Origin of the sequence: Actinomadura sp. 1N219, from assembly GCF_044326405.1 — a bacterium.
Classification (GTDB): domain Bacteria; phylum Actinomycetota; class Actinomycetes; order Streptosporangiales; family Streptosporangiaceae; genus Spirillospora.
Window position 1 is genome coordinate 1 of sequence record NZ_JBIRAY010000020.1, and the last position, 17698, is coordinate 17698.

At 72.1% G+C, this 17698-nt stretch carries 13 protein-coding genes; all 13 read left to right on the plus strand.

What is annotated here, in order from left to right:
* The first annotated feature begins 303 nt into the window (after positions 1-303).
* The 13 genes from ACH35V_RS38015 to ettA all read left to right on the plus strand — a co-directional run bounded on the left by ACH35V_RS38015 (position 304) and on the right by ettA (position 17146).
* On the plus strand, positions 304-1782 hold the full coding sequence (locus ACH35V_RS38015; protein ID WP_395979725.1) for a cobyrinate a,c-diamide synthase: 1479 nt from the start codon (positions 304-306) through the stop codon (positions 1780-1782).
* Positions 1779-2438, plus strand: coding sequence for a GNAT family N-acetyltransferase (locus ACH35V_RS38020; RefSeq protein WP_395979726.1), 660 nt, complete (start codon positions 1779-1781; stop codon positions 2436-2438). Before ACH35V_RS38015 ends, ACH35V_RS38020 begins: the two co-directional genes overlap by 4 nt.
* Positions 2435-2983 carry a hypothetical protein gene (locus ACH35V_RS38025; protein WP_395979727.1) on the plus strand — a complete coding sequence of 183 codons (549 nt, stop codon included), beginning with the start codon at positions 2435-2437 and terminating at the stop codon, positions 2981-2983. Before ACH35V_RS38020 ends, ACH35V_RS38025 begins: the two co-directional genes overlap by 4 nt.
* A gap of 19 nt (positions 2984-3002) precedes the next feature.
* Positions 3003-4283, plus strand: coding sequence for a precorrin-6Y C5,15-methyltransferase (decarboxylating) subunit CbiT (locus tag ACH35V_RS38030; protein WP_395979728.1), 1281 nt, complete (start codon positions 3003-3005; stop codon positions 4281-4283).
* An 87-nt stretch (positions 4284-4370) separates the two neighbouring features.
* Positions 4371-4637, plus strand: a complete 267-nt coding sequence (locus ACH35V_RS38035; RefSeq protein ID WP_395979729.1) for a precorrin-8X methylmutase — start codon at positions 4371-4373, stop codon at positions 4635-4637.
* Positions 4634-5737, plus strand: coding sequence for an Rv2231c family pyridoxal phosphate-dependent protein CobC (gene cobC / locus ACH35V_RS38040; RefSeq protein WP_395979730.1), 1104 nt, complete (start codon positions 4634-4636; stop codon positions 5735-5737). The genes ACH35V_RS38035 and cobC overlap by 4 nt, the downstream gene beginning before the upstream one ends.
* 62 nt (positions 5738-5799) lie before the next feature.
* Positions 5800-6879, plus strand: a complete 1080-nt coding sequence (cobT, locus tag ACH35V_RS38045; RefSeq protein ID WP_395979731.1) for a nicotinate-nucleotide--dimethylbenzimidazole phosphoribosyltransferase — start codon at positions 5800-5802, stop codon at positions 6877-6879.
* Between the two features lie 151 nt (positions 6880-7030).
* The gene (gene cobA / locus ACH35V_RS38050) at positions 7031-8269 is read left to right on the plus strand and encodes a uroporphyrinogen-III C-methyltransferase (RefSeq protein ID WP_395979732.1); all 1239 of its coding nucleotides are present in this window, start codon (positions 7031-7033) and stop codon (positions 8267-8269) included.
* Positions 8266-10686 (plus strand): AAA family ATPase, encoded by a 2421-nt coding sequence (locus ACH35V_RS38055; protein ID WP_395979733.1) that lies wholly within the window; start codon positions 8266-8268, stop codon positions 10684-10686. The genes cobA and ACH35V_RS38055 overlap by 4 nt, the downstream gene beginning before the upstream one ends.
* Positions 10683-12389: a GTPase family protein gene (locus ACH35V_RS38060; RefSeq protein ID WP_395979734.1), complete on the plus strand. Its 1707-nt coding sequence runs from the start codon at positions 10683-10685 to the stop codon at positions 12387-12389. The genes ACH35V_RS38055 and ACH35V_RS38060 overlap by 4 nt, the downstream gene beginning before the upstream one ends.
* 84 nt (positions 12390-12473) lie before the next feature.
* On the plus strand, positions 12474-12935 hold the full coding sequence (locus tag ACH35V_RS38065) for a single-stranded DNA-binding protein (RefSeq protein WP_395979735.1): 462 nt from the start codon (positions 12474-12476) through the stop codon (positions 12933-12935).
* A gap of 800 nt (positions 12936-13735) precedes the next feature.
* Positions 13736-15025, plus strand: coding sequence for a GGDEF domain-containing protein (locus ACH35V_RS38070; RefSeq protein WP_395979736.1), 1290 nt, complete (start codon positions 13736-13738; stop codon positions 15023-15025).
* A gap of 456 nt (positions 15026-15481) precedes the next feature.
* The gene (gene ettA, locus ACH35V_RS38075; protein WP_395979737.1) at positions 15482-17146 is read left to right on the plus strand and encodes an energy-dependent translational throttle protein EttA; all 1665 of its coding nucleotides are present in this window, start codon (positions 15482-15484) and stop codon (positions 17144-17146) included.
* Positions 17147-17698 lie beyond the last annotated feature (552 nt).

Genomic DNA, 17698 nt, shown 5'->3' on the forward strand with positions numbered 1-17698 from the left:
TCGGTCACCGGCAACAACGGTTCAATCGCCGCCCAGGCGGCTTCGGTCAACTCACCACGACGGACCACACACACCATCAAACAAAACACCGCCGCTGTGCGGCGGTGTTTTGTCAGACACGGCCTAGCCCCGCTCCCCTCGCCCGGTCCTTCTCCCCAGGGCCTGCAGCGCGGCCGACGCCGTCAGCCCCTGGACGACCTTGCGGAACAGCTCCCGCTTCGTCCGAAGTAGTAGTGGATCAGCCCGCGCCGGACGCCCGTCTCCCGCGCGATCGCCGCCGTCGACACCGTATGCTCTGCGCACGTGCTCGATGTTCCGCGGCTCGTGGTGGCCGCGCCTTCCACGGGAAGCGGCAAGACGACCGTCGCGACGGGTCTGATGGCCGCGTTCGCGGGCCGCGGCCTGGCGGTCTCCCCGCACAAGGTCGGGCCCGACTACATCGACCCCGGCTACCACGCGCTCGCGACAGGACGCCCCGGACGGAACCTCGACCCTTGGCTGACGTCCGAGGAACTGGTCGTCCCGCTGTTCCTGCATGGCGCGGACGCACTGGACGGAGCGGACGGCGCGGACATCGCCGTCGTCGAAGGCGTCATGGGGTTGTACGACGGCCACGCAGGGTTGGGATCTTCCGATGCGGCCGGCGGCGGTGACTACGCGTCCACCGCGCACGTCGCGACCCTCCTGGACGCGCCCGTCGTCCTGGTGGTGGACGCCTCCGCGGCGGCCGGACGGTCCGTGGCCGCGCTCGTCCACGGCTTCCGTTCCTACGGGACGGTCAGGGTCGGCGGCGTGATCCTCAACCGGCTCGGCTCGGACGGCCACGAACGCATGTGCCGCGACGCCGTCGAAGACCTGGGCCTGCCCGTACTGGGGGCGCTCCGTCACCACGACGAGGCGACGGCGCCGTCCAGGCATCTCGGGCTCGTCCCGGCGGCCGAGCGGCGGGTGGACGCGGTCGGGACCGTGCGGCGGCTCGGCGAGCTGATCGCCGCGTCCTGCGACCTGGACGCGATCCTCGCCCTGGCCCGCGCCGCGTCCCCGCTGACCGCCGCCCCCTGGGACCCGGCCGAGGCGGTCGGGGCGGTGGAAACCGCCCGGAAGCCGGCGCGGCGGCCGCGGATCGCCGTCGCCGGAGGCCCCGCGTTCACCTTCGGGTACGCGGAGAACGAGGAACTGCTGACGGCGGCGGGCGCCGAAGTCGTCCGATTCGATCCGCTGCGGGACGAGAGGCTCCCCGAACGGACGAGCGGCGTCGTCATCGGCGGAGGGTTTCCCGAGATGCACGCAGCGGAGCTTTCGTCCAACGAGCCCTTGCGCGATGAGCTGTCCGCCTTCGGTAAGGCGTCGCGTCCCGTGTACGCCGAATGCGCGGGCCTCCTCTATCTCGCGCAAGAGTTGGACGGCGCCGCCATGTGCGGTGTCTTGGACGAAGTGAAGGCGACCATGGCCTCGCGGCTGACACTGGGCTATCGTGCCGCGGTGGCGGTGGCCGACTCGGTCGTCGCCCGAGCGGGCGAGCGGGTACGCGGCCATGAGTTCCACAGCACGGTCACCGAACCCGTCCACGGGGACACGGCGGCCTGGCAGTGGGCCGCGTCCGGTCCCGTGGGGTTCGTGCAGGGCGGTTGTGTCGCGTCCTACCTTCATGTGCATTGGGCGGGGTCGCCTTGGTTCGCGAGCAGGTTCGTCGACGCCTGCCGGGAAGGCGTCCGCCGGGAAGACGTCCGCCGGGACGACGCCTACCGGGACGACGCCCGTGGGGAAGGGGAGCGCGAGTGAACGGCTTCGAGAAAAGCGTCCGGCTCGAGGGTGAACGCGTCGTCCTGCGGCCGTTCGGCCTCGACGACGCTCCGGGGCTGATCGAGGTGATCCGCGCCGGGGAGGACTTCATGCCGCCCAGCTTCCCTACCGTGCTGGAGGCGGAGCCCATCGCCTGGTTCCTGAGCGAGGGCGTCCACAAGTTCCAGCGCTACGGCCTGGGCATCCACCTCGCGGTCATCGGCCGGGACACCGGCGACCTGCTCGGCACCATCGGGCTGTTCAAGGTGAACTGGGAGCATCTGACCAGCGAGGTCGGGTACGGGGTGCGGCCGGCGGTGCGCGGGCGCGGCTACGCCACCGAGGCCCTCGCGCTCGTCTCCGAATGGGCGCTGCGCGGCTGCGGGCTCTACCGGGTCGAACTGCGCGCCATGGTCACCAACCACGCGTCCATCCGAGTCGCGGAGAAGAGCGGGTACGTGCGCGAGGGCGTCGCGCGGGGCGGGGAACGCGAGGACGGCGCCAACCGGGACATGGTCGTCTTCAGCCGGATCGCGACCGACCCGCCGCCGCCCGGGTCGCGGGTCGAATCCGGGGTCACCGGCGCGCCGCGGCGGCGCTCCGGCGGCGCCTTCGAGAGGCTCGACGCCCAGGACGAGGAGGGACGGCCCGGTTGATCGACGCGGACAGGACGCTCGTGCTCTACGGCGACGGCGCACGCGAGGCGGCCCGCCGGATGCTGCCGGGGCTGCCGGACGCGCGCTTCGTCCCCGCCGGGGCGCCCGGCGAGCCCGGCCCGACGCGGCTGCGCGCGGCGTTCAAGGAGGCGGTCAAGGCGGAGCTCACGCAGGTCGTCCTGGTCGCCGGGATGGACGAGCAGGCCCGCTTCCTCGGCGGCGTGTGGGGCGTCGCGGGCGTGCTGGAGTCGATCACCCGCGACATGGGCGGGGACGCCGCGCTGGCCGCCGCCGTGGCCGAGGCGCCGACGCTGCGGGACGCCTACGACCGGTGGGAGGCCGCGGGCATCCTCGGGCCGTGCGGCCGGGAACTGTGCCGCAGGACCGCCGGTGAACTGGAACGTCTCGCCGCCGAGACCGCCGAGGCCGCTAGCAGCCCGGCCGCCGGCAGCCCGGCCGCCGGCAGCCCGGTCGCCGCGCAGGTGGTCATGGTCGACCCGGAAGGCGAGCGCATGGTCGGCATGTACGGGCGAATGGCCCGGTAGGCAGTTGGCGGGGTAGACGATGCTGACGGTCGTCGGCCGCAACGGATCACCGCTTAGCGAGGCGGCCCGGGCGGCCCTGGAAAGCGCTGCGCTGGTGGTCGGGGAGCCCGGCCGCCTGGAAGATCTGCCCCTGGCGCCCGGGGCCCAGAAGGTCGCGACCGAAGATCTGGCAGAGGCGTTGCGGGGCGTAGATGTCACAGACCAGGACGTCGTGCTCGTCGTGGACGGCGATCCCGGCTACTTCGGAATCCTCCGGATGCTGCTCCAACAGGGGCATGCCCCAGACGTACTGCCGTCCGCGCCCATGGTGGCGCGGGCCTTCGCCCAAGCGGGACTGCCCTGGGAGGACGCACTCGTCGTCTCCGCCCGCGACGGACACCTGAGACAAGCCGTCAACGCCTGCCGAGCCCACCCCAAGGTGGCGGTGCTGACCGGGCCGGGTGCGGGCCCAGCGGAACTGGCGCGCGCGCTGTTCCCCGTGACCCCGCGGTCGTTCGTCGTCTGCGAGGACCTCGACGGGCCTCGGGAGCGGGTCGTGTACGTCCGTCCGGCAGAGGCCACTACTCGTCCATGGAGCGAACCCGATGTGGTGCTCGTCCTGGACAACCGGCACGCGCTAGGCGAGACGACCTGGATTTCAGGGGCCGCGCCAGGGCCCGCCGGATGGGCGCTGCCCGCGGACGCCTTCGGCGGAGAAGGCGGTCCCCGGCCGGACGTCCGCGCCTTCGTCCTGGCCAAGCTCGGCCCGCGGGTCGGCGACATGGTGTGGGACGTGGAGTCCGGCGACGGCTCGGTCGGCATCGAGTGCGCGCGGTTCGGCGCGGCCGTCGTCGCCGTCGACCGCGACTACCCGACCTGCGAGCGGATTCGGGAGAACGTCCGGCTGCACGGGGTGAAGGTCGCGATGGCGTCCGGGGACGTGCGGTCCACGGCCGGTCACCTGCCCGAGCCCGACGCCGTGTTCATCGGACCCGGATTCGCCGGTCCGGCCGGGCTGGAGGCCGTCCGGACGTGCGCCGCGCTCCGGCCGTCCCGGCTCGTCGCCGTCGCGTCCTCCGCGTCGGCGGAGGGCGACGCCGAGGCCGCGGCCGAGATGATGGACACGCTGACCGAGCACGGCTTCACCGCGGAGGCCGTCCAGCTCCGGTCGACCCCATTGGGCGCGGGGCCGGAGGCGTCCGACGCCGCCGTGATCGTCGTGTGGGGTGAACGGGACGTCCAGTCGTGGGGGCGGCGCTCGTCCCAGAGCATCCGCCCGATAGAGACCATCTCCGCCCTGCCCGCCGACCCCGCCGAATAGGACGCCCCAGGCCAGACATCGAGGACGAAACGCCTCGCAAGCCGTGTAACCCTGGTATCCGTCCTGGAAGCGACGCAGGAGGCGCAGTTGACCGTCCGCCAGCCCCATCCGATCGAGATCCGGTCGTACGAGATCCTGCGGTCCCGCGTCGACCTGTCCCCGATGCCGCCGCTGTGGCGGGCCGTCACCGAGCGGATGATCCACGCGACCGCCGACCTGGAGTACGCCGTGGACCTGGTGACCAGCGAGGACTCCCTCGAACGCGGCTGGGACGCGCTGCGCGCCGGGGCGCCGATCGTGGTCGCCGCCGCGGCCGTCAACGCGCTGCTGTACGCCGAGACGGGACGTCCATGATCGGGCCGGCCGACCTCCCGACCGGCCTCCAGCCCGCCCACCGGGACGTCGACCTGCGGCATCACGGGGACGCGGAGGTCGGCGACGGGCTCGCCGACTTCGCCGTCAACGTCCGGACGGGCATGCCCCCGGCGTGGCTGGCCGAGCGGCTCCGCGCGTCCGTCGCGGACCTCGCCGCCTACCCCGACCCGCGTCCGGCCCGCCGCGCGGTCGCGCGCCGGCACGGCAGAGCCGTCGACGAGGTGCTGCTCACGGCCGGTGCGGCGGAGGCGTTCGTCCTGCTGGCGCGGGTCCTCGCGCCGCGCAAGGCGGTCGTCGTGCACCCGCAGTTCACCGAGCCCGAAGCCGCGCTGCGGGCCGCCGGCCACACCGTGGAACGAGTGATCCTCGGCAAGGACTTCACCCTCGACCCCGCGTTCCCGTCTGGGGGGACGACCCCCCAGGCCCCCCGGCAAGGGCCATTGATCCCGGACGACGCCGACCTCGTCGTGATCGGCAACCCGACGAACCCGACGTCCGTGCTGCACCCGTCCGGCGCCATCGCCGCGCTCGCCGCCCCCGGCCGGACGGTCGTCGTCGACGAGGCGTTCATGGACTGCGTCCCCGGCGAGCCCGAGACCCTCGCCAGCAAGCTGCCCGCCGGCGTCGCCGTCATCAGATCCCTCACCAAGACCTGGGGCCTCGCCGGGCTGCGCGCCGGATACGTCCTGGCCGATCCCCACCTGATCGGACGGCTGGCCGAAGCGCAGCCGCTCTGGGCGGTGTCCACGCCCGCGCTCGTCGCCATCGAGGCGTGCTCCGCCCCGGAGGCCGTCGCCGAAGCCGAAGCGTGGGCCGCCGCGCTCGCCGCCGAACGCGACAGGCTGGCCGGGGAACTCACCGCACGCGGGCTCTATGTCGTCCCAGAAGCGCGCGCGTCCTTCCTGTGCCTGCGCGTGCCCGACGCGCTTGGCATCAGAGCATTGCTAAGGCAGCGTGGCTACGCCGTAAGGCGGGGAGACACTTTCCCAGGGCTCGGCACCGACTGGCTGCGTATCGCCGTGCGCGACCGGACGTCCAACGACGCCCTCCTAGACGTGCTCGGCGAACTCGGCATCTAGACGAACCCGGCGTCTAGGCGAACCCGGCGTCTAGGCGACCCCGGCATCTAAGAGAGGACACCGTGAACCTGATCGAGGAGACCGTCGCCGCCATCAGGCCGCTGGACGAGGTCGCCATGCGGGACGCCCGCGACCACCAGGCCCGCCTCACCAAGCCGCCCGGGTCCCTCGGCGTCCTGGAGGAGCTGTCGGTCAAGCTCGCCGGGCTGGCCGGACGGTGCCCGCCGCCGCTGCCCGAGCCCGCCGCCGTCGCCGTGTTCGCCGCCGACCACGGCGTCCACGCGCAGGGCGTCACCCCGTGGCAGCAGGAGGTCACCGCGCAGATGGTGGCCAACTTCCTCGCCGGGGGCGCCGTCGTCAACGCCTTCGCCGCCCAGGTCGGCGCCGAGGTCAGCGTCGTCGACGTCGGCGTGGCCGCCGACCTGGACCCCGCTCCCGGCCTGCTCCAGCGCAAGATCGCGCACGGCACCGCCGACATGACGCTCGGCCCCGCGATGACCATGGACGAGGCCCGCCGCGCCGTCACCGCCGGCATCGACGTCGCCCGCGACCTCGTCACGGGCGGGACGGGCTGCCTGATCACCGGGGACATGGGGATCGCCAACACCACCGCGTCCGCCGCGCTGATCGCCGCGTTCACGGGCCAGCCGCCCGAGCGGGTCACCGGCCGGGGGACCGGCATCGACGACGCCACCCACGCCCGCAAGGTCGAGATCGTCCGGACCGCCCTCGCGCGCCACGGCCTCCCCGACGACGACGCCACGCCGCTGGACGTGCTCGCGGCCGTCGGGGGCTTCGAACATGCCGCGATCGCCGGGTTCGTCCTCGGCGCGGCGGCCCTGCGCGTCCCCGTCGTCCTCGACGGGGTGATCGCCGGAGCCGCCGCCCTCGCGGCCGCCGCCCTCTGCCCCGACGCGGTCGGCGCCTGCGTGGCCGGACACCGCTCGGCCGAGCCGGGCCACGCCGCCGCCATCGACGCGCTGGGCCTGCGCCCCCTCGTCGACCTGGAGCTCAGGCTGGGCGAGGGAACGGGCGCCCTGCTGGCATTGCCGCTGGTCCAGGGCTCGGTGCGGGTCCTGCACGAGGTCGCCACCTTCGACTCCGCCGGCGTCAGCGGCAAGGACGCCGGGACCCGTAACTAAACGATCACGGAATGAGTCACCTTCGGCTATCGACTGGACGGAGGCCCTCTCCATGCACTGCTGAACCCGAGTACCTTTGTTCCACAAAGAGACTTGTCAGTCACCAGGAGTCCGCCAGCTGAACCGCACATCCGATCGAGAGAATCACCACGTGCCCCCGTACCTGCTAGGACTGCGACTCGGCGGCCGGCGCGTCCTCGTCGTCGGCGGGGGCCGGGTCGCCCAGCGCCGCGTGCCCGCGCTGCTGGACGCGGGCGCCGACGTGGTCCTGGTCTCCCCGCAGGTCACCCCCTCCCTGGAGGGCCTCGCGGAGCGCGGGAAGATCACCTGGCATCGGCGGGGCTTCCGGAGCGGCGACTGCGCGGACGCGTGGCTGGTCCAGGCCGTCACCGACGACGCCAAGGTCAACGCGGACGTGGTCGCGGAGGCGGAGGACGCGCGGACCTGGGCCGTCCGGGCCGACGACGCCGAGTCCTCGCCCGCCTGGACGCCCGCGAGCGGCCACGCGGGCGACGCGACCGTCGGCGTCCTGCTCGGCGGCGACCCGCGGCGCGCCGCCGGCATCCGCGACGCCGTGGTGGACGGCCTCCGCGCGGGCGCCCTCGAATCCCGGCACTCCCGGCGCAAGCCCGCCGGCGTCGCCCTCGTCGGCGGCGGTCCCGGCGACCCCGGGCTGATCACCGTCCGCGGCCGGCAGCTCCTCGCGATGGCGGACGTCGTCGTCACCGACCGGCTCGCCCCCGGCGGCCTCCTGGACGAGCTGGCCCCCGACGTCGAGGTGATCGACGCCGCCAAGATCCCCTACGGCCGGACGGTCACGCAGGACCGCATCAACGAGTACCTGGTCGAGCACGCCAAGCAGGGGCGCTTCGTCGTCCGGCTCAAGGGCGGCGACCCGTTCGTGTTCGGCCGCGGCGGCGAGGAGGCGCTCCACTGCGCCCGGCACGGAGTGCCCGTCACGGTCGTGCCCGGCATCACCAGCGCCGTCGCCGTCCCGTCCGCCGCGGGCATCCCGGTCACCCACCGGGGCGTCGCGCAGGAGTTCCACGTCGTCTCCGCGCACGTCCCTCCCGGGCATCCCGACTCGGCCGTCGACTGGGCCGCGCTGGGCCGGGGGAGCGGCACGATCGTCCTGCTCATGGCCGTCGAACGGATGACGCTGATCGCGGCCGCCCTCATGCGCTATGGTCGATCGTCCGACACGCCGGTCGCCGTGATCCAGGACGGCACCCTCCCCGGCCAGCGGTCGCTGACGGCGACCCTGGACACGGTTGCCGAAGCGATGGCCGCCGGCGCGGTCCGGCCCCCGGCGATCGTGGTCGTGGGCGACGTGGTCAACGTGGCACGAGAGATCGACATGATTCGAGCGGACATGGGACGGGATCCGTGACACCCCCGGCAGAGCAGAGCGCGGTCCACGACGAGGAGGCCGGCGCCGGCCCGGGACGCGGGGTCGAGGACTCCGCGGCCCCCGGGAAGGACGCCGCGCCCGCGCCGGACCAGCGCGACGAGCCCGCCCGCCCCGAGGGCCGGGCGGACGGCGAGGACGAGACGGGTCGGCGAACGTCCGGTGAAGATCGTCCTGCCGCGGGAGAGGCCGAAGGCGCCGGAGAGGCCGAGAGCGCCGGGGACGCCGACCACGCGGCGGACGCCGAAACGGCCGAACCCCCGAACGCGCAGCCCCCCAAGGAGACGTCACCTCTCAAGGAGACGTCGCCCCTCAAGGAGACGTCGCCGCCCAGGGATACCAGGCGAGGCCGCTACGCCCGCCGTGGCAAGGACGCCCAAGCGGACGGCGATCCGGGAGCAGAGTCAGGCGAGGAGCCTGCCGAGGACGCGCCGTCCAGCAAACGAGCGCAGGCGGGCAATTCCCGCGCGGGCGCGCGGGCAGCAAGGAGCACGCGCCCAGGCAAGCACGCGAAATCCGACACCGACGCCCCGTCCAACCGGCAAACGGCGCCCGCCAAGGACGACGAGCCCGCCAAACAGCCACAAACGAACAAGGGCGCTGACAAGGACACCGGCAAAGACGCTGACAAGGACGCGCAGCGCGCCAAGGACGACAAGCCCAGGGGCGTCGGACGCCGACGCGCCGCAAGGCCAACCCCCAACACGGTGCGCCAGGGCGAGCTGACCAGAGCCGTCACCGGCCTGCGCGACCAGCTCGGCGCGTTCAACTTCCTGCTGGACGTGCCCGGCGTCCAGGACGCCCGCGAGGCCCGCGACGAACTGCGCGACCAGCTCCAGGACTACGTCCTCCCGCGCATCCAGGCGGCCGGCGCACCCATGCTCGTGGTCCTCGGCGGTTCCACGGGCGCGGGCAAGTCCACGCTGGTCAACACGCTCGTCGGGGCCCGCGTGAGCGCCACCGGCGTGCTGCGCCCGACCACCAGCAGCCCGATCCTCGTCTGCCACCCCGACCACGCGCAGTGGTTCCTGGAGGGCCCGCTGCTGCCGGGCATGGGACGCGTCCGCGGCCCGGCCCCCGACGCCATCGCCGGTGACCAGCTGGTCATCATCACCAGCGACGTCCTCCCGCCCGGCCTCGCCCTCCTCGACAGCCCCGACTTCGACTCCGTCTTCGAGGACCACTACGAGTTCGCCACCAAGCTGATGTCCGCCGCCGACCTCTGGCTGTGCGTCACCACCGCCGCCCGGTACGCCGACGCGCAGGTGTGGCAGATGCTCCAGCGCGCCAAGGAGAACGGCGCCACGATCGGCGTCGTGCTGTCCCGGGTCCCGCAGGGCGCCGGGCCGCAGGGCGCCGAGATCGTCGAGCACTTCGGCGAGATGCTGGACGAGAACGAGGTCGGCGACGCGCGCCGCTTCACCGTCCCCGAGACCCGCGTCGAGGACAGCCGCCTCCCCGAGGAGACCGTCGAGGACCTGCGCGCCTGGCTCACCGGCGTCGCCGAGGACGCCGAGGACCGCGAGATCGTCATCAGCGACACCCTCGCCGCCGTCCTCGACAGCTTCCGCACCCGCGTCCCCGAGCTCGCCCGCCAGGTCGAGGCGCAGGTCGAGCAGCGCACCGAGCTGGCCGCCGAGGTCGGGGCCGGGTACGGCACCGCGCTCGCCGAACTCGACGAGGCCACCCGCAACGGCTCCCTGCTGCGCGGCGAGGTCCTCGCCCGCTGGCAGGACTTCGCCGGCACCGGCGACCTGCTGCGCTCGCTGCACATGCAGCGGTCCCGGCGCGGCCGGTCCGCGCGGCGGCGGGGCCGCAGCCCGGCCCGCGTCCGCGCGCTCAAGGCGGCGCTGCGCAGCGGCCTCGAATCGCTGATCATGGCGTCCGCCGAGCACGGCGCCGAGCAGGTCATCGCCCGCTGGCGCGACCACCCGGCCGGACGGCAGGTCCTCGCCGCGGCGGACGCCGAGCTCGCGCACGTCTCCCCGGAGCTGTCGCGCCGCGTCACCCGGGCCGTCAGCTCCTGGCAGGACCACGTCCAGGAGCTGATCCGCACCGAGGGCGTCACCAAGCGCTCGGTCGCGAAGCTGGTGTCGTTCGACACCGAGGCGGTCTCCCTCGTCCTGATGATCGGCCTGCTCGGGTACGGCACGTCCGACGTGGCCGTCGAGGGCGGCAACAGCGCCGTCCCGCAGCGGCTGCTGAAGGCGCTGTTCGGCGCCGAGTCGCTGCGCGGCATGGGCGCCAAGGCCCGCGCCGACCTGCGCAGCCGCATCGGGATGCTGTTCGACGAGGAGTCCATCCGGTTCGAGCAGGTGCTCGACTCCGCCGGCATCCCGGACGAGACCGTCCCCGTCCAGCTGTACCAGGCCACCTACAACCTCGAGGTCGCCCGATGACCACCTCGGCCATCCCCACGAACTCGCCGCCGGGCGGGCTCCCGCTCCCCGACGCGGCCGCCCCCGGCGCCGCCGCTCCCGCCGGACCGCCCAGCCTGACCGACCGCCTCAACGGCCTCGACCGGCTCGTCCGCGCGGGCGACGGACGGCTCGACCAGCCCGTCCTGACCGAGGCCGGGGCGCTCCTCGACCGGGCCGGGCAGCGGCTCCGGCTGTCCGGCGAGCACACCGTCGTGGCCCTCGCCGGCGGCACGGGCAGCGGCAAGTCGTCCCTGTTCAACGCCATCTGCGGGCTTGAACTCTCGCCGACCGGGATGCGGCGTCCGATGACGTCCCAGGCCCACGCCTGCGTCTGGGGCCTGGACGGCGCCGGCCCCCTCCTCGACTGGCTGGACGTCGACAAGCGCCACCGCTACGCCCGCGCCAGCGCCCTCGACCTGGAACGCGCCGACGCCACGCTGCAGGGGCTCGTCCTGATCGACCTGCCCGACCACGACTCCATCCAGGCGATGCACCGCGCCGAGGTCGACCGGTTCGTCGCCATCGCCGACCTCCTGGTCTGGGTCGTCGACCCGCAGAAGTACGCCGACGCCGCCCTGCACCGCAACTACATCGTCCCGTTCGCGCGGCACGCCGGCGTCACCCTCATCGTCCTCAACCAGGTCGACCGGCTCGCCCCGCACGAGATCGACGACTGCGTCGCCGACCTGCGCCGCCTCCTGGAGGCCGAGGGTCTCGCCGACCCCCGCATCGTGACGACCTCCGCCATCGCCGACGACGGCGTCTACGGCTTCCGGGACATCCTCGTCGACACCGTCGCGGCCCGCCGCGCCCGCACCGAGCGCCTGTCCGCCGACGTCGACCGGGCCGCCGAACGCTTCGTCGGCTACCGCGCCGACACCGAGCCGCCCACCACGGTCGACGACGGCCGCCGCGGCGACCTCGTCCAGGCCCTCACCGACGCCGCGGGCGCGCCCGCCGTCGCCGAGGCCATGGAGAGCGCCTACGAGCTGCGCGCCGCCGACTTCGTCGGCTGGCCCGTCACCGCCATCATCGCCCGCCTCCGCTCAGACCCCCTGCGCCGGATGCGCCTCACCGAACTGCGCGAGGAACTCCGCGGCGCCTTCACCGGCCCGATCGGCGCCCAGCAGGGCGACGTGGACACCGCCCTCCAAGGCGTCACCGAAGGCATCACCCCGGAACTCCCCGCCCACTGGGGACGCTCCGTCCGCGCCGCCGCCCGCTCCCACGCGACCGAGATCCCCGAGGCCCTCGGCGAATCGCTCAAGGACGCCCTGCCCACCTTCAACCAGGTCCCGCGCTGGTGGTGGCTGGTCAAGACGTGGCAGTTCTTCCTGGTGCTGGTCGCCGCCCTCAGCGTCGTGTGGATCGGCCTCCTGGTCGCCTACGGCCTGCTGGACGTCGGCGGCGAAGACCCCGGCGGCCTAGTGGGAGAAGCAGGCCTCATCCCCTACGTCGCCGTCCTGGTCGTATGCACGCTGGGCATGGGCTGGCTCACGTCATCGGCCTGCCGCAACCTGGTCGCCCTCTCGTCCGCCAAACACGGCGACAAGATGGAGCACCACATGCGCCTAGGCATCGAACGCGTCGCGCACGAGAAGGTGATCGTGCCCATCGAGCAGGACCTCCAGCTCTACGCCCGCTTCCGCCAGGACGTGGACATAGCGCTGGGCCGCGGCTGAGTTATCCACAATTCCGCTCCCGCACCTGCTGCCGGCACCCGTTGCGCCACCGTTGACTCATACGCGAGACAACGGAGGACCGCGATGAACGAGGCGCACATCACCATCACCGGCTGGGTCGCAGCAGAGCCCCGCTACGCCGTCACCGCCAACGGCACGCCGTTCCTGTCGCTCAGGGTCGGCTGCACGCCCCGCCGCTACGACCGGCAGACCGGCCAATGGCAGGACATCGAGCCGCTGTTCCTGACCGTCAACTGCTGGCGGAACCTGGCCGACAACGTCAACGCGTCCGAGTTCCAGCGCGGCACCCCGGTACTGGTCACGGGCCGCCTGCGCATCCGCCAGTACGAGCGCGACGGCCAATGGCGCTTCTCCGCCGAGGTCGAGGCCACCACCCTCGGCCCCGACCTGGTCCGCGGCACAGCCGACTTCCGCCCCATCCAGCGCGGCGGCCCCCTCAACGAAGAAGACCTCCAACTGGCCCGCGACACCGCCGACGAATGGGCCCTGACCGCCCCCACAGAAGAAGAACCCAAAGCCGCCTGACCGCGGTGTCTGAGGACGCGCTGTCCAGGAGTGCGGCGTCCAGGGGCGTGGTGTCCCGAGGTGCAGCGCCCGGCGAGGCGATGCCCGGACGCGCGACGTCCGAAATGCGGTGCCCGGAGATGGGCCCAGGATGCGGTGTCCGGGAGGGGCAGTGCTTGGGGATGCGGCGTCCGTTGGTCCGGCGTCTGGCAACGCGCTTCCCCAGGGTGCAGTTTCCAGGAGCGCGGTCCGGTGGGACGCGGTGTCCCTAGGTGCAGCGTCCGGCGAGGCGGTGACCGGACGTGCCTCGTCCAGGATGCGGTGTCCGGAGACGGGCCGGGACGTGGTGACCGGGAGCGCGGTGTCGGGGACGCGCTTTCCAGAGGTTCGGTGTCCAAGGAGTGCAGGTCCTGGGCCGTGGTGTTCCGGGGTAGGGGTGTCGGGGGCCTGGCTTGCGCCTTCGAGGACGCGGTGGTCTGTGCCGCGGCGTCAGCGGCCGGGGGAGCGGGGGCCTCGGGGAGGCTTTCGGGCCTCGGCGGGTGTTCTGGGGGTCCGGGGGGCGGGGGCGTGGGCGACTGATGCAGTCGGCGTCGGTCGGCGCCCCCGCACCCTCGGGTTCCGCGGCCTGGTCAGATCCAGGAAACGCCGCGCATGGTGGTATCCCCCTCAGGATGTGCCTGGGGCCGCGAGTCCGCGGGCCCCGATGCGTGGTGATCCGAACGGTCACCCGCACGTGCGTTCCCGAACGTACCTGTTTCACGCCCCTTCCGCACACGTTGCAACTATCGTGTTACACAACGTGATGCGCGTAAGGGGGAAGGATGACGGCAGTGCAGTCGTCCGCCGAGGACCGTGGTGGGGAGCTGCCTCGCAGGCCCAGGCGCCGAGCGCTACTGGGGCGTCCGTCCCTGCTCGTGATCTATGTGCCGGTGGTGGTGGCCGTCCATCTCGGGCTGACCGCCGCGGGGCTGGCCAGCACGCCGCTCCGAGCCGACGACCTGACGACGTTCGCCGCACTCCTGGCGTGCGGTGCGGTGTGCATCGAGGCGACGCGGCGGCTCGGCATGCCGGCCGGAGTCGCGCGCGACCTGCTGTCGGCGTGGTGGCTGCCGGTCGCGCTGCTACTGCCGCCGGTGTACGTGCTGCTAATCCCGGTCCCGCTGCAGGCGCTGCTGCAGTTCCGGGTGCGCCGGACGCTGATCTACCGGCGGGCACTCGTCGCGGCGGCGCACGGGATCGCCGGGGCGTGCGCGTCCATGGTGTTCCACCTGGTGGTCCCCGAACCGCTGGAGGGGGCGCCGCAATGGCTCGTCGACGCATACCCGGGCATCCCGGCCGCAGTGGGATGCGCGGCGTTGTTCACCGTCGTGAACACGGCGATCGTCGCGGTCGCGGCGCACGCGGCCAACCCCGAGAGCCGCTGGCGGGACGTCTTGTGGACGCGCGAGAGCCTGCTCCTGGACGTGGTGGAACTCTGCGTCGGCATGCTCGTGGCGATCACGAGCGCCCTGTCGCTGGGCCTGCTGATCCTGGCGCTGCCGCCGGTCGTCCTGCTCCAGCGCAGCCTCATGCATCAGCAGCTCCAAGCGGCCGCGCGGACGGACGCCAAGACCGGGCTGCTGAACGCGGCGGCATGGCAGCGGGAGGCCGACACCGAGCTGTCGCGCGCGCAGCGGACCCACGACGCCGTGGCGCTCCTGCTGATCGACATCGACCACTTCAAACGGGTCAACGACACCCACGGGCACCTGATGGGCGACCAGGTACTGGTGGGTGTGGCCAGCACGCTCTGCCACCAGCTGCGCGACTACGACGTCGTGGGCCGCTTCGGCGGTGAGGAATTCGTGGTCTTGTTGCCCGGCGCTGACACCGTCGAAGCGTGCCGCGTCGCCGAACGCCTCCGGGGGCGGGTGCGCCGCCTGGCCGTCCCCGCCGAAGAAGGAACGGTGACGGTCACCGTGTCCGTGGGCGTCGCGCTCTTCCGCACTCACGGCGAGGACCTCCTGGAACTCCTGGCCGCCGCCGACCTGGCCCTGTACCGCGCCAAGTCGTCCGGCCGCGACCGCGTTTGCCTCCCAGCCCTCGAAGGCCCCAGCGCCCCCGCCGCCTAACCCGAACAACCCACCCCCCAATCCCACCAACTCCGCCCACAACCCCGACACGTCCGGCATCCCCGCGCGTTCGGCATCCCCGCGCGTTCGGTACTCCCGGCGTCCGGGACCTCTCACGCGTTCGGTACTCCCGCCGCGGGTACGTCGGTGCGTTCGGCACCCCTCGCGCCCGGCATTCCCGCGCGTCTGGGGCTGACTAGCTCTCGGCGGGCCGGGAGGTTCGTGGCCTAGCGCTCTATGAGCGCTGGGCGTCGGCATGTTGCGGCCGTGCCCTTGTGGAGGTCTGGATGGTTCAAGTGGTGTGGCTTGGGGCTTTGAAGTTCGGGTGTATGTGGTGTGTTCCGCGGGTCTTGGGGCTCTGGCGGGGCGGTGTCCCGTCGGGCCGGTCGGCTGAGGAGACTCGGAGGAGGTGAACACTGCAAGGAACACCTTCCGGGACCCTCTAGGCTTGAGGATATGGCCGAGTACATCTACACGATGCAGCGTGTGCGCAAGGCACATGGCGACAAGGTTGTCCTGGACGACGTCACCCTGCACTTCCTTCCAGGCGCGAAGATCGGTGTCCTGGGACCGAACGGCACCGGTAAGTCGACGCTGCTGCGCATGATGGCCGGTCTGGAACAGCCGTCCAACGGGGACGCGCGCCTCATGCCGGGGTTCACCGTCGGCATGCTGCAGCAGGAGCCGCCGCTGAACGAGGAGAAGACCGTCCTCGGGAACGTGCAGGAGGGCGTCGCCGAGACCAAGGCGATGGTCGACCGGTTCAACGAGATCGCCGAGAAGATGGCGACGGACTACTCCGACGAGCTGATGGAGGAGATGGGCAAGCTCCAGGAGCAGCTCGACCACCGCAACGCGTGGGATCTCGACAGCCAGCTCGAGCAGGCGATGGACGCGCTGCGCTGCCCGCCCGGCGACGCCGAGGTGACGAACCTGTCGGGTGGTGAGCGGCGGCGCGTCGCGCTGTGCAAGCTGCTGCTCGAGGCCCCTGACCTGCTGCTGCTGGACGAGCCCACCAACCATCTCGACGCTGAGAGCGTCCAGTGGCTGGAGCAGTTCCTCGCCAAGTACGAGGGCACCGTCCTGGCCGTCACCCACGACCGGTACTTCCTCGACAACGTCGCCACGTGGATCCTGGAGCTCGACCGGGGCCGCTGCTACCCCTACGAGGGCAACTACTCCGTCTACCTGGAGAAGAAGGCCGATCGGCTGAAGGTCGAGGGCAACAAGGACGCCAAGCGCAAGAAGCGCCTCCAGGACGAGCTGGAGTGGGTCCGGTCGAATCCGAAGGCGCGGCAGACGAAGAGCAAGGCCCGTCTGGAGCGGTACGAGGAGATGGCCGCGGAGGCCGCGAAGACCCGCAAGCTGGACTTCGAGGAGATCCAGATCCCGCCGGGTCCGCGCCTGGGCAACACGGTGATCGTCGCGGACAAGCTGACCAAGGGCTTCGACGACCGGGTCCTGATGGACGACCTGTCGTTCAACCTGCCGCCGAACGGCATCGTCGGCGTCATCGGCCCGAACGGCGTCGGCAAGACCACGCTCTTCCGCATGATCATCGGCGAGGAGCAGCCGGACGGCGGCGAGCTGCGGCTCGGTGAGACCGTCAACGTGTCCTACGTCGACCAGGGGCGCGGCGGCATCGACCCGAAGAAGACGGTGTGGCAGGTCGTCTCGGACGGTCTCGACCACATCAACGTCGGCCAGGTCGAGATGCCGTCCCGCGCCTACGTCGCGGCGTTCGGGTTCAAGGGGCCCGACCAGCAGAAGCCGTCGGGCGTCCTGTCCGGTGGCGAGCGCAACCGCCTGAACCTGGCGCTGACGCTCAAGCTGGGCGGCAACGTCCTGCTCCTGGACGAGCCGACCAACGACCTCGACACCGAGACCCTGTCCAGCCTGGAGAACGCGCTGCTGGAGTTCCCCGGCTGCGCCGTGATCACGTCGCACGACCGGTGGTTCCTGGACCGCATCGCCACGCACATCCTCGCGTGGGAAGAGGGCTCGAACTGGTTCTGGTTCGAGGGCAACTTCGCCGACTACGAGAAGAACAAGATCGAGCGCCTGGGCGCCGACGCCGCCCGCCCGCACCGCGTCACCCACCGCAAGCTCACCCGCGACTGATACCGCGCCGCCTCCCACCCAAGGCCGCCGCTTAACACCCCGAGGCCAGTGAATACTGGCCTTGGGGTGACCTGCGCTATGGGACGCATCCCGCCATGGGGCGCATCCCGCCAGTGGACGCATTCCATCGGTCTGGGCTGCTTCAGGTCGGTGATGCTGAGCGCCGGCCAGCCATGACGCACTGGACTAGAGGGACGGTGCTGCGTAATCGGGCATTTGGGTCGCGCATATAGACCGGTCTTCGGGTTTCTTGAGGTGGTGCGGCCTCGTGATGGCTTTTGGGCGTGCCGGATGGTGGATCATTCTGGTGGGTCCGGAGGTGGAACGAATTTTCCAATTCGGTCGTGTCTCTGACATCGGACATCAATGCAGGTTGGGACGTTCGGAGGCCCGGGTCGGTATGACCTGGCGGTCATTGATGTGCCGATCACGCTCCGATATCGGTGCAGGTGGTGAGGTTATTTGAGATGGATGTCAACGTTTGTGACCTCTGGCGGCAGTTATGTGCGTAACACTGCTGGGGCGGAAGTCGCTCTCAGCATCACGCGGATA

Excerpts from the sequence above, each read along its gene's own strand:
- cobC (WP_395979730.1), top strand. The coding sequence starts at position 4,634 with ATGATCGGGCCGGCCGACCTCCCGACCGGCCTCCAGCCCGCCCACCGG.
- ettA (WP_395979737.1), top strand. The coding sequence starts at position 15,482 with ATGGCCGAGTACATCTACACGATGCAGCGTGTGCGCAAGGCACATGGC.
- ACH35V_RS38030 (WP_395979728.1), top strand. The coding sequence starts at position 3,003 with ATGCTGACGGTCGTCGGCCGCAACGGATCACCGCTTAGCGAGGCGGCC.
- ACH35V_RS38070 (WP_395979736.1), top strand. The coding sequence starts at position 13,736 with ATGACGGCAGTGCAGTCGTCCGCCGAGGACCGTGGTGGGGAGCTGCCT.
- ACH35V_RS38065 (WP_395979735.1), top strand. The coding sequence starts at position 12,474 with ATGAACGAGGCGCACATCACCATCACCGGCTGGGTCGCAGCAGAGCCC.
- ACH35V_RS38060 (WP_395979734.1), top strand. The coding sequence starts at position 10,683 with ATGACCACCTCGGCCATCCCCACGAACTCGCCGCCGGGCGGGCTCCCG.